The organism is Desulfovibrionales bacterium, assembly GCA_028715605.1.
Lineage (GTDB): Bacteria > Desulfobacterota > QYQD01 > QYQD01 > QYQD01 > QYQD01.
The window spans coordinates 38,338-50,764 of the sequence record JAQURM010000009.1; the positions used below are offsets into that span (position 1 = coordinate 38,338).

Here is a 12,427-nt window from a genome sequence, read left to right on the forward strand (position 1 = left end):
TGCATGATCTTTTGCGCGGTGATCCTGGCCATCTCTCCGGCAGTTGCCCGGGGAGACGGCCTGCCGCAGCGCATCGTCTCTCTATCCCCCTCTATTACCGAGGGACTCTTTCAGCTCGGCCTTGCCGATAAAGTTGTGGGCGTTACCACCTTCTGTCTGTATCCTCCTCGCGCCGCACAGAAACCCAAGATCGGCACCGTCATCAAGCCGAATGTTGAAAGGATCGTCTCCCTTCAGCCGGACATAGTCCTGGCCACAGAGACCAACCCGCAACCGGATCTTGATAAACTATCTTCCCTGGGCATACGGATGTTGATCCTCCCGCCAGAGAAGAGCTTTACCGATATCTGCCGCAACTTAAGCCTACTGGGCAAGGCCCTGGGGGTAGAAAAGACCGCCGAATCTGTAATAAAAAAGGCAAACGAACGTATCATGGCTATAAAATCCCGGCTCAAAGATACCCGTCCCGTAAAGGTCTTCTGGGAGGTGGGCGCCTCTCCTCTGGTCACCGTGGGGAAAGGCACTTTCGCCGATGAACTCCTCTCCATGGCCGGAGGAATCAATATCGCGCATAATGCCCCGGCCCGCTATGTGCGTTACAGCCGGGAAGAGGTCTTAAGACAGGATCCGGAGGCTATTATCCTGGTCACCATGGGCGATGTAACGGCCCGGGAAGTCGCCTCCTGGCAAAAATACAAAGGATTAAAGGCCGTAAAAGACAGGCGGATATATGTAATCGAGGCCCATCCGGTATGTTCCCCTACTCCTCTTACCTTTGCCCGCGGACTGGAAAAAGTGGCTTCTTTTCTTCATCCTGACTGCGTCAGGCCGAGACCCGAGGTCTTTTAAGAGATGACTTATCGCCATACGAAGGTCTTTATAGCCCTCTTTCTTCTGTTTATAGGGACATTCTTGCTAGGCCTGGCCTTCGGCGGGAGTAACCTCTCGTTCTCCTCAGTAGTAACTGCTATCTTCCAGCCGGAAAAGGATAGTATCGCCTCTACCATTGTCCGGCAACTCCGCGTGCCCAGATTTTTCCTGGGCGTGCTGGTCGGGGCCGGACTCTCTGTAGCCGGTTGTGTATTTCAAGGACTTCTGCGTAATCCCCTGGCTGAGCCCTACACCCTGGGCATATCCGGCGGGGCCGCCCTGGGTGCGACCCTGGCCATTGTCTTTGGACTGCCGGGCGTCTTAGGCCGGATAGCCTTACCCTTAGCCGCCTTCTTGGGCGCCTTTCTTTCTCTCTCACTAACTTATGCGGTGGCCGCGCGGCGGCGTTTCTCCATCCCCACTCTTATCCTGGGTGGTGTAATCCTGAGCTTTCTTTTTTCCGCCCTCGTCCTCCTGATACTCTCCGTAGCCGATACCGATAAAGTCCACGGAACCATAATCTGGCTTATGGGCGATCTGTCCGCCACAGAGACCGGTATGGCCGGAGTTGCCGCCTTTCCCATAGTGGGCGGTATAGTGATAATGATACTCCTGGCCCAGCAGTTAAACATCCTCACCCTCGGCGAGGAAAAGGCCACCTATCTCGGCCTGAACACCGAGTCTCTGCGCAAGATATTCTTTCTGGCCGCTTCTCTAATCACCGGCGCTTGCGTAGCTGTCTCCGGACTGATCGGGTTTGTCGGCCTCATTGTGCCTCATTTCCTGCGCCGCCTGCTCGGACCAAATCATAAGATACTTATCCCGGCCTCGGCCCTGGGCGGGGCCATTTTTTTGCCCCTTTGTGATACTATCGCCCGGACCATTATAGCCCCGCTGGAATTGCCGGTAGGGGTAATTACCGGCATTGCCGGTGGGTTGGTATTTATCTCCTTTATTCTGAAAACCGGAAGTTGGGAGATTTTTTGATGGATGCCTTTCCCTTGCTTAAAGTCAGCGACCTGGTGGCCGGATACCAGGATCAAAAGATAATCGACGGCATATCCTTCAGCATACCCAACGGCTGTTTCCTGGGCATCATCGGCCCTAACGGCTCGGGGAAGACTACGCTCTTCCGGGTCATAACCGGATTTCTTAAACCATGGGAGGGTGAAGTCCTGTACCAAGGCAAAAACACGTCCAGGATAACTGCCGCGGATCTCGCCAAAGAGATAGCCGTCATGCCGCAGGGCATGGAAAGTACTTTCTCTTTCAGTGTGGAAGAGCTGGTCGCTATGGGTAGATTTCCTCATCTCGGACGCCTCCGGAAATCAGGCAAAAGAGATCGGGATGTGATCCGTCAGGTTCTGGAGCTGACGGATACGGAAGATTTCAAAGACAAGAAACTTTTTGAGCTTTCCGGCGGCGAAAGACAGCGCGTATTTCTCGCTCAGTCCCTGGCCCAGGAACCCAAACTTCTTCTTTTAGACGAGCCGACCGCTCACTTAGACATTGGTCATCAAATAAGAATTCTGGATGTCATAAAGAGGCTAAATCGCACGGAAGGTATGACCGTGATCGTCGTCCTCCACGACCTGAACCTGGCCAGCCTGTATTGCGACCGGCTGATCCTGCTTAAAGACGGCTCCATCTTCGCGGAAGGATCACCCTCCGAGGTTATGACTTACGAGACCATCGAGGCAGTATATGAAACCGTGGTTCTCGTTAACGAGAATCCGGTTACCAAAAGGCCCCACGTACTTCTGGTATCAGAGGAGCAACCATGAACGTCTATCATATTACATCGGGACAACCCCATAAGAAGGCCGCCGCCCTCTGGAGCGGAGGGAAAGACAGTTGTCTGGCCTGGCGGCTGGCCACGGAACAGGGTTATGAGGTGGCCACACTCGTCAATTTTTATAGCGGAGAACGATCCCGCTCGCACGGCCTGCCCACTGCACTGATCTGTGACCAAGCCAAGGCCGCCGGGATGTCCATAATTCAGAAAGAAGTTAAAGGAAACTCTTACGAGGAAGCCTTTCGGAACACGCTGGCCGAATTAAAAGAACAGGGCATCGAAAACCTTATATGCGGTGACATCAACCTTATGGAGCACAGGACGTGGCTGGAACGCGTAGCGGGAGAATCGGGGATTTCTCCGGTCTTTCCCCTCTGGGACAGGGATACCGGGGAACTTATGGCCGAGTTTGTAAGACGGAGATTTGAGGCCATCATCGTCGCCGCCCGCAGCGATATCCTGGGCAGGGAATGGCTGGGCTGTCCGATCGACGGCGATTTCAGGCAAAAACTTGAAGGCCTGCCGTATAAAATCGACCCCTGCGGAGAGTTGGGCGAGTTTCATACCCTCGTCATCTCCGGGCCGGGGTGGCCGGGTCGGCTGAATATACTGGAAACAGCGCCAATCGAGGAGGATAGACACTATTTCTTAAATATCACGAGATGGGAAGTTGTAGGGCGGTAGGCTCATCCTTCTTATTATCTCCCCTTTTAGTAAAGGTATGTCTCTTATGATCCCCACGCCTACTTTTTACCAGGAGTCCCCATTGTCCTTGCCTTTGTTAACTATCAGATTTTGACATGAACAGGATTTTATGATATTTTTTAACCAATTCCAACTCTCAATAAGGTGATCATATGAAACTGCATGTGATAATTGAAAAGGATGAAGCTGGTTACTATGTAGCCGAAGTTCCTGCACTTCCAGGATGTCTTTCCCAGGGGAAGACTTATGAAGAAGCCATTGCCAATATTAAGGAAGCCATTGAAGGGTGGCTTGAGGTGATGGAATCCAAACAGTCGTTTGATTCTACCAGACTTGTGGAAGTCGCCGTTTAATGGGTACAGATTTAAAACTCTGTTCAGGGGCCGAAGCAGTCCGAAAGTTTCAAAGAGCAGGTTGGTCTGCCGTCCGTCAAAAAGGCTCGCATGTAATGATGACAAAGCCCGGCTATCAGTGGACATTATCCATACCTCAACACAGTGAGCTTGGCCCTGGCTTGCTTCGTAAATTGATCCGCCAGGCAGGTCTTACAATAGAAGAATTCAATGAAATATAACGATCCATGCCTTATTTTAAGAAAATTTACCCACACTCTTTCACGATGAGTCTTTACTTAGTTATAGACGTTCCCATTTTTCCCCGCTCCTCTCATTGCCCCGAGCGGTAACATGATAAAACGCCCCCTCATATTCAATCCGTAACGGTCGAGCCATTATCCCTGCTAGTCTTGCCTGTCTTGCTTATTGTCCAATGTCAAGGGCTGACCCCTGACCCCTCTTTTGCCTCTTGCCTCTTGATTTTCTTTGGCTTTGCGCATCGCTACCGCGCCCCTGGATCTCTTGCGAACCAGAAAATCGCAACTATGAACGCAATAAGTAGCAACAGCACTCCCATTTCTATGCGCTTCGACCAAATTAGAAACCACGGGTTATGGCCTTGTCGCTCCGCGATCCGTTTTGCCTTACGGTAATCAATAAACGGTGTGAGATTGAACGTGACATTCTCTGGTCGCTCTCCGTGTAACCTGAGATACCGACGAATCCAGATGGCCCAAATGAGATTTCCTGCCAAACCAAGCGCTATGGCGCCGCCTAAACAGATGTACGCGAAGACTTTCATAACGCTACCAACCATCGCATCGGATAGTTAAAGAATACTTCAGTTCCCGATCCTCCCAAAAACCGGATGTGACAGCATCCCGTCGCTCCGCTCCACAATTCCAGAAGGACTGTACCACTACTGTCCAGTCCCGTAGGGTGGGCACAGCCCACCGTCTTTGTCGTCCTTCATTCTCCACCGACATCGATCGGAATCTCCACCAGTGTCGCACCCCAATCCAGCGAGTAGTGGTTTTGGTGGGCAAGATAAAGCTGTGCCCACCCTACGTTACCTTGCCTTGTCTTCGTTACTTTTCGTCCAAATCTTTCAGGTCCGGGTGCCTATCATAAAATCCTTCTAAACGTTCAAGTTCAATATTGCATTTTGGACAATGTCGATCGGGAACAGTGTTTGATGCATATGTGTCTTTGCATCGACGACATATCAGATACTCTTCCTCTTTGAAAGCAAGCTCCGTTTTCTTCCGGATGCCCAGCCATACGCTGAGGCCTGCAATAATAAACGCGAGAATGCCCACTGGAATAGGAGCATCGCCAAGCATTATAGGCTCACCGTAATGAGTCCATGCTCCGTGAACTATAATATCACATCCAATGATTACCGCGAATATCGCGCCAAAAAGAAAAATTATTCTCGCCACCATCAAGGGGCCCCTTTCAGACTACTCGTCAAACCAGATCTTACCGAAATCTAGATCTCTTAACGCCTTCAATGCATCGACACCCAATTGTATCAGGACAGCCTCTGGAGTTGATGGTGGACCAGGCTGCAAAACATCGGGTATTATCTTATTTATGACTCTCTGCCCGTATTGGGTGCCCGCCGCAGCCATCCCGCTCGCATAAGTTGCCTTTACGGCTGGGGCAGCGGTAGCGGCCTGTATCGCCGGCGTAGCGACCGCAGCGCCTGTACCAACAGCGGTGACTATCCCAGCAGTCTTGGCAATCTGCGGCAGATTGTTCAGGCCACTCTGATTGACATAGTATTGTGTAAGAGAAGCACACCGGTCGGCAACACTGCACAACCCCAGCGGATCAATCAATACAATCGGATTATTCCCCACATAGGCATACAGGTTCACATCCCCGCCCTCAAACCCTATCGGGTCTTCGGAGATGAACCGGCCTACGTTGGGGTCATAGTACCTGGCACGCATGTAATAGAAGCCGTTAGGTTCGGTCATGACCCCGTACTGACCCACGAACTTAAAGGGCTGGGATATGGCTTCCTGCTGGTTCAAGACTTTTCCAAACGGATCGTAGGCATATTTGTTCACCATGTTCTGGCTCTGATCGGTCATGGCTACGGTGCTGCCTGTGGCGTTGAAGTGGTAGCAATAGACCTGGTCTGAGGGTGTTACCATGGCCACCAAGCCAAGACCGTGGATGTAGTATCTGGTGATGTTGTTTGCGCCATCTGCCTCGGCCATTTTTCCCCGCTCCTCTCGTTGCCCCGAGCGGTAACATGATAAAACGCCCCCTCATATTCAATCCGTAACGGTCGAGCCATTATCCCTGCTAGTCCTGCCTGTCTTGCTTATTGTCCAATGTCAAGGGCTGACCCCCCTTGACCCCCGCATTGCTTCAGCCCACCCTACATGGCTGCTCCGATAATGAGGAGAATTATGCCGACGAAAAGAAAAGCGGCACCAAATTTAAGCAGCTTGATATCAGCGGGTGTCGGTTTCTTTGTCAGGCTCCGGTAGTAACCGCCATGCCGAGCTGCATGCCTCTGCTGTACTACTGCAAAGCAAATACTAGCTACAGTAATACACGTTAGTCCTGACCAAGATATGATCTCATAACACTGCATTATGCTTCTCATATAAAGACACGTTTGGGGCAATAGTTCATTGCCCGGTAATCCACTTAAGAACGCCTTCTATCCCGCTAGCAAGTCCCTTGGTGAAGCGTTCCATTGTCGTACTGACGTTGACTTGTGGAATACCAAGACCAGCACCTACACGAATCGATTGTCTACTCCGGTCAATGTTTGAAGAATAACTAAGATATTTGCTTCCTGCACTTACGCTCACAAAGATGTCATCCTTTGGATTCCGAGTCCCGTAGGGTGGGCACAGCCCACCGTCCTTGTCGTCCTTCATTCTCCACCGACATCGATCGGAATCTCCACCGGTGTCGCACCCCAATCCGGCAAATAGATTTCCTTCTCAACATAGCGATGAAAAGTCGAATACGGCCAGTCCTTCGGTGCATCCACAATCCGATGCCTTACCGGATTGTAATGGATGTAATCACAATGAGCCGAAAAGTCCCGGTCGTCTCTAATCATGTGTTCCCAAAATCTTCGTTGCCACACCGTGGCCTCTCTGTGCTTTTCCCGGGAGGTAGTCCCCTTCGGCCGGTCAAACCACACCTTGGATCCTTTCGTAAATTCCGCCTTGATTAATCCCCACCGCAGTGAATAGTTCATATCCCCCTGGGGCAGCCGCCAAATACAATGCATATGATCCGGCAGCAAAACCCACGCTTCGATAATAAAAGGATGCGAGCCACGGACCTTGAAAAGGATTTCACGTAACAGGTCTCTCGATTCCGGGAGACATAGAATCGGTTGCCGTCGATATGTAACAACCGTGAAGAAATACGCATGCCCCTCCCGTGCCCGTCGATAGTTTGGCATTTTTATGCAACCAGCATCAGCAATATACCCGCGTGATTTCGGTGGGCATTGCCCACCCTACCAGGCTACGTTACATGGTGAACACAGCCCACCCTACTTGGGTGTTTTTTTATTTCCATCTTTTCTTATAAAATCAATTAGTAATTTTGTGACATATACTGCATGGACAAAAATGGGTGCTGATAATGCGCCCGAACCTGGCTGTCGTGTTAATAAAGTATAAATGATGATTAAGACAGCGACAAATTTAAGAATAATAATTTTAAAAAATCCATGCCTTCTATGAAAATCAAAGTATTCATTTTCTAATAATGGCTTACGAGATTTAATTAGAAAAATTAAAAAGGTATCGATAGTTATAAAACATAAAAGAACGGATATAAGCACTACCCTTATCAACGTCGCAATTTTTGTAGAAAATATCATATAAATCTATTTCCCATACCACCATTTTCGAAGATTCTCTATCCGTCTACCAATTCTTTCTGCCATCTCGCGAAATTCTTCAGTCCCGTAGGGTGGGCACAGCCCACCGTCTTTGTCGTCCTTCATTCTCCACCGACATCGATCGGAATCTCCACCGGTGTCGCACCCCAATCCAGCGAGTAGTGGTTTTGGTGGGCAAGATAAAGCTGTGCCCACCCTACTTGGCTGTCTTGCTTATTGTCCAATGTCAAGGGCTGACCCCTTGCTCCCCACAAGGCTTAAAAATGTCCTCCGAAAAACAAATTTTCGTTCCCGTGAAATCCATAGTACCTAACTAAGCCCTTGTAGAAGCTGTAAAGTGCCGTAAAGAGGAAAACAGGGAACCCGAGAAGGACAATTACCATGATACTCCGGCTATCCATGCCCAGTAGAGCAAGGATAGTTACTCCAATTATGAGGCCTAAGGTCAACGAGAATACAATCAAAAAGATGTATTTTCTTATCGAGTACCGCACGTTGCTAGCCATTTGTAAGCCTCTATTTCGCTACTTTTACAGATTTGCTAATGCTTTGGGAAAAAATCAAACTTGGGTATAAGATCAAACCATTTAGGCAAATTAAATCGGTGCCTTAATTGGTCAGAAATTATGTCAGCACCTATTGCTATTTGGCTGAGTCCTCCGACGGCAGTGACTGCGCCAGCCGCACCTACTACGACTCCAGCAGGTCCAGTAACAGGCGTACTTACAAGCCCCGCTCCGGCTGTTATCGCGCCAGCCCCAGTGGTTACGGTACCGCTTGTAATCAAGCCTCCCGCAACGAGATATGGTGAAAAAGGCTTTTCGATATACTTTACATATGCTTCTGGAAGATTACTGTTAGAAGCAAGAAGTATATTTCTATTAACTGTAGGTGCCGTCGCCGTTTTGGCACACAACCCTAACGGATCGATCCTGTTCACCGGATTGGCGCCGACGTAATTGTACAGATTCACATCTCCACCCTCAAACCCAATCGGGTCTTCGGAGATGAACCGGCCTACGTTGGGGTCATAGTACCTGGCACGCATGTAATAGAAGCCGTTAGGTTCGGTCATGACGCCGTACTGCCCCACAAATTTGAAGGGCTGGGATATGGTCCCTTCCTGATTTGTGACCTTGCCAAACGGATCGTAGGCATATTTGTTCACCATGTTCTGGCTCTGATCGGTCATGGCTACCGTGCTGCCTGTGGTATTGAAGTGGTAGCAATAGACCTGATCTGATGGTGTCACCATAGCCATAAGTCCAAGACCGTGGATGTAGTATCTGGTAATGTTGTTTGCGCCATCTGCCTCGGCCAAAAGGTTCCCGGCTATATCTAATTGACTAACCCCTTTGATTTTGGTAATCTTACAAAAAAATGACCAAGGTGAGAACGATGCCTGTCCAAGCCGAAAAACAGAAAAAAATAATAAATATTTTGAAAAAGTTACCCCCTGAAAAACTTGACGAGATAATAGACTTTGCCGAATTTTTGAAAAATAAAAGAAAAGCGCCGCCAGGGTTAAGCAAGAAAACCCCGCCTCTGACAATTCCGACCTTTCATCTCGGTCATATCGCGAAACAGGCATTTGACCGGAATAAACTTTACGGGGAATACCTTGACCACAAAATTGATTGATACAAACATCCTTGTATACGCCAACAACGAGGATTCGAAATTCCATGCTGTCTGCAAATCCCTTGTTGAAAAAGCTGTAAACGGCAGGATAAAAACCGTTGTCTCTGTCCAAAACCTCATGGAACTCTATGCCGTTATCACTGATCAAAGAAGGGTCGAACATCCTCTATCCCCGATAAAAGCAAGACAACTCATTGAATTTTATAAAAGTAGTCATATCCGGGTCATAGTCCCCCTGGCTCAAACTGTGGATACCGTAACCAAGCTCATCGAAAAACACGGTCCCAAGTCGCAGTCTGTCTTCGACTACCTTCTCGTAGCCACTATGCTGGATAACGGTGTCCATGGAATTTATACTGCCAACAGCGAACACTTTAAGCATTTCGATTCCATCAAAGTCATCAACCCGATCTCCTAAATAAAAAAGCTGAAGGCCAGAACCATAGACATGATCCATCCCTTAAGGCTGCGTGTGCTCTTCATCTTACCTCCGGTGCATGGTAAAAGTTGGTTCGTATGCTCTCATGTGCAACGCTTTTGGTGGGCACGATAATGCTGTGCCCACCCTACGTTATTACATCTCCTCATGAGGCTTTTCTTGGCCCAAGTCTTTCAGCTTCGGATGTCTGTCGTAAAAGCCGCTCAGCGGCTCTAGCTGCGCATTGCATTTCAGACAACGGCAATCTGGAACCTTATCTGAAGTGTATACTTCTTTGCATTCAGGACATATTAAATATTCTTGTTCGTAAATACGCGCTGTCTTTTTTCGGATACCCAGCCATATGTTTAGGCCTGCAATGATGAAAGAAACAATCGCTACAGGAATAGTAGTTTCACCGAGTTTGATGAATTCACCGAAATAAAGAAACCCTTTCTCCATCATGATTAGAACACCGAACACTGTAAAAACAACTCCACCTGCGATAAACATTATTCTTGTCATCATCAAAGACTAGCCTCTAATAATCTAATATACGTTTTTCACTGTGATTACCCAACATATGTATTGCCCATTTTAATAGCTCTATTACTACTTGGGTGGTTTGCCCTCCACGAGTGCTCGGCGGTCCTGGCGTCAAAACATCAGAAATCGTCCTTAAAATTCTCTGACCCTCTGGCGTTCCGGCCGCAGCCATGGCTCCAGAATACGCCGTTCTAGCGGCTGGAACAGCGGCCTGTATCGCCGGCGTAGCGACCGCAGCGCCTATACCAACAGCGGTGACTATCCCAGCGGTCTTGGCAATCTGCGGCAGATTGTTCAGGCCACTCTGATTGACATAGTATTGTGTAAGAGAAGCACACCGGTCGGCAACACTGCACACTCCCAGCGGATCAATCAACATAATCGGATTATTTCCCACATACGCATACAGATTCACATCCCCGCCTTCAAACCCGATCGGGTCTTCGGAGATGAACCGGCCTACGTTGGGGTCATAGTATCTGGCCCGCATATAATAGAAGCCGTTGGGTTCGGTCATGACTCCGTACTGACCCACGAACTTAAAGGGCTGGGATATGGCTTCCTGCTGGTTCAAGACTTTTCCAAACGGATCGTAGGCATATTTGTTCACTATGTTCTGGCTCTGATCGGTCATGGCTACGGTGCTGCCGATGGCATTGAAATGGTAACAATAGACCTCATCTGATGGAGTCACCATAGCCATAAGTCCAAGACCGTGGATGTAGTATCTGGTAATGTTGTTTGCGCCATCTGCCTCGGCCATTTTTCCCCGCTCCTCTCGTTGCCCCGAGCGGTAACATGATAAAACGCCCCCTCATATTCAATCCGTAACGGTCGAGCCATTATCCCTGCTAGTCCTGCCTGTCTTGCTTATTGTCCAATGTCAAGGGCTGACCCCTTTAGCTTTTTAGGGCTGACCCCTTTAGCTTTTTTTAGCTTTTTAAAAGTGTCCTCCAAAGAAAAGGTTCTCGTTGCTCTGAAATCCATAATACTTAACCAGACCCTTGTAAAAACCGTAAATGGTGCAGAAGAGGAAGACAGGGAATGCCATAATAATAATTGCTAAAATAGAGCGACTATTCAAGCCTACCATACTAAAGATAGCTACACTGATTATAAGACCTACAGTGGACGAAAAAGTTAGCAACAACATGTACTTTTTTATTGAATACCGTGGACGGCTCATTGCTTAATTCCTCCACTTGCTAGTGCTTTTGGAAAAAATCGAACTGGGGTATAAGATCGAACCACTTAGGCAGGTTAAAATTATGTCTTATTTGGTCAACATAAATGTCAAGCCCTACGGCAACTTGCCCAACTCCAGTTGCGGTAGTAACTAGTCCCGCAGTGCCCACTGCAAATCCAGCAGGCCCGGTTACTGGTATACTTCCATATCCTATAACAGTCGTTGTACCCCCAGCCATTGTAGTCGCAATACCACTTGAAATTAATCCTCCTGCCACAACATATGGTTGAACTGGTCCTTCCACCTCTACATATGCTTCCGGAAGATTAATGTTAGAAGCAAGAAGTGTATTTCTATTAACTGTAGGTACCGTCGCCGTTTTAGCACACAGCCCCAGCGGATCAATCAACATAATCGGATTATTTCCCACATACGCATACAGATTCACATCCCCGCCCTCAAACCCGATCGGGTCTTCGGAGATGAACCGGCCTACGTTGGGGTCATAGTACCTAGCCCGCATGTAGTAGAAGCCGTTCGGTTCGGTCATGACGCCGAACTAACCCACAAAGGTGAAGGGCTGGGATATGGTCTCTACCTGGTTCAAGACCTTGCCAAAAGGATCATAGGCATATTTGTTCACCACGGTCTGGCTGCTATCGGTCATGGCTACGGCGCTGCCTGTGGCATTGAAGTGGTAGCAATAGACCTGGTCTGATGGGGTCACCATAGCCAGAAGCCCCTGGCCGTGGATGTAGTACCTAGTGATGGTGTTTGCACCATCTGCCTCGGCTAAGAGGTTCCCGGCGGCATCGTAGATATAGCGGGTAGTGACCCCGTTTCTTACCGCCTCCAGCCGCCTGCCGCTTCCATTATAATATAACTCAGTAGAAGTTCCAATACTAATCAGCCGGTGCTCGTAGTCAAAAGAGTATGTGGATCCGTAGCCGGAATAGAGTTGTCCCTCGTTATCGTAGCTGAAACTCGCCCCTCCGGCAGACATCACGTGGTGCACTTGCCACTTGAATTTACCCTTGAC

The 12,427-nt window shown here is 48.9% G+C and carries 15 protein-coding genes; 7 read left to right on the top strand and 8 right to left on the bottom strand.

The features are described 5' to 3' along the window. Positions 1–3: 3 nt before the first annotated feature. From PHT49_09415 to PHT49_09440, 6 genes are all read left to right on the top strand, one after another. Positions 4–849 (top strand): ABC transporter substrate-binding protein, encoded by an 846-nt coding sequence (locus tag PHT49_09415; GenBank protein ID MDD5452096.1) that lies wholly within the window; start codon positions 4–6, stop codon positions 847–849. 3 nt (positions 850–852) lie between these two features. Next, complete coding sequence (locus PHT49_09420) at positions 853–1,857, top strand: iron ABC transporter permease (protein ID MDD5452097.1); 1,005 nt, start codon at positions 853–855, stop codon at positions 1,855–1,857. After that, entirely contained in the window at positions 1,842–2,654 is an 813-nt protein-coding gene (locus PHT49_09425; GenBank protein MDD5452098.1) for a heme ABC transporter ATP-binding protein, read from the top strand. The genes PHT49_09420 and PHT49_09425 overlap by 16 nt, the downstream gene beginning before the upstream one ends. After that, positions 2,651–3,349 (top strand): diphthine--ammonia ligase, encoded by a 699-nt coding sequence (locus PHT49_09430; GenBank protein MDD5452099.1) that lies wholly within the window; start codon positions 2,651–2,653, stop codon positions 3,347–3,349. Before PHT49_09425 ends, PHT49_09430 begins: the two co-directional genes overlap by 4 nt. A gap of 173 nt (positions 3,350–3,522) precedes the next feature. Next, the gene (locus PHT49_09435) at positions 3,523–3,723 is read left to right on the top strand and encodes a type II toxin-antitoxin system HicB family antitoxin (GenBank protein ID MDD5452100.1); all 201 of its coding nucleotides are present in this window, start codon (positions 3,523–3,525) and stop codon (positions 3,721–3,723) included. After that, on the top strand, positions 3,723–3,944 hold the full coding sequence (locus PHT49_09440) for a type II toxin-antitoxin system HicA family toxin (GenBank protein ID MDD5452101.1): 222 nt from the start codon (positions 3,723–3,725) through the stop codon (positions 3,942–3,944). Before PHT49_09435 ends, PHT49_09440 begins: the two co-directional genes overlap by 1 nt. Before the next feature lie 849 nt (positions 3,945–4,793). Here PHT49_09440 and PHT49_09445 read toward each other — a convergent pair. From PHT49_09445 to PHT49_09460, 4 genes are all read right to left on the bottom strand, one after another. Next, a complete protein-coding gene (locus PHT49_09445; GenBank protein ID MDD5452102.1) occupies positions 4,794–5,150 on the bottom strand; it encodes a hypothetical protein in 357 nt (118 codons plus the stop codon). A gap of 18 nt (positions 5,151–5,168) precedes the next feature. After that, on the bottom strand, positions 5,169–5,936 hold the full coding sequence (locus PHT49_09450; protein MDD5452103.1) for an RHS repeat-associated core domain-containing protein: 768 nt from the start codon (positions 5,934–5,936) through the stop codon (positions 5,169–5,171). A gap of 671 nt (positions 5,937–6,607) precedes the next feature. Continuing rightward, the gene (locus PHT49_09455; protein MDD5452104.1) at positions 6,608–6,940 is read right to left on the bottom strand and encodes a hypothetical protein; all 333 of its coding nucleotides are present in this window, start codon (positions 6,938–6,940) and stop codon (positions 6,608–6,610) included. 1,198 nt (positions 6,941–8,138) lie between these two features. After that, positions 8,139–9,350, bottom strand: a complete 1,212-nt coding sequence (locus PHT49_09460; protein MDD5452105.1) for an RHS repeat-associated core domain-containing protein — start codon at positions 9,348–9,350, stop codon at positions 8,139–8,141. Here PHT49_09460 and PHT49_09465 point away from each other — a divergent pair. Next, the gene (locus tag PHT49_09465; GenBank protein ID MDD5452106.1) at positions 9,231–9,656 is read left to right on the top strand and encodes a PIN domain-containing protein; all 426 of its coding nucleotides are present in this window, start codon (positions 9,231–9,233) and stop codon (positions 9,654–9,656) included. The two genes, PHT49_09460 and PHT49_09465, sit on opposite strands and share 120 nt — an antisense overlap. Positions 9,657–9,812: 156 nt before the next feature. On the opposite strand, the gene PHT49_09470 is transcribed toward PHT49_09465, so the two are convergent. From PHT49_09470 to PHT49_09485, 4 genes are all read right to left on the bottom strand, one after another. Next, on the bottom strand, positions 9,813–10,184 hold the full coding sequence (locus tag PHT49_09470; GenBank protein MDD5452107.1) for a hypothetical protein: 372 nt from the start codon (positions 10,182–10,184) through the stop codon (positions 9,813–9,815). A 13-nt stretch (positions 10,185–10,197) separates the two neighbouring features. Then, the gene (locus PHT49_09475) at positions 10,198–10,965 is read right to left on the bottom strand and encodes an RHS repeat-associated core domain-containing protein (GenBank protein ID MDD5452108.1); all 768 of its coding nucleotides are present in this window, start codon (positions 10,963–10,965) and stop codon (positions 10,198–10,200) included. 442 nt (positions 10,966–11,407) lie between these two features. Beyond that, positions 11,408–11,938, bottom strand: coding sequence for an RHS repeat-associated core domain-containing protein (locus PHT49_09480; protein ID MDD5452109.1), 531 nt, complete (start codon positions 11,936–11,938; stop codon positions 11,408–11,410). A 9-nt stretch (positions 11,939–11,947) separates the two neighbouring features. Beyond that, complete coding sequence (locus tag PHT49_09485; protein ID MDD5452110.1) at positions 11,948–12,403, bottom strand: hypothetical protein; 456 nt, start codon at positions 12,401–12,403, stop codon at positions 11,948–11,950. Positions 12,404–12,427 lie beyond the last annotated feature (24 nt).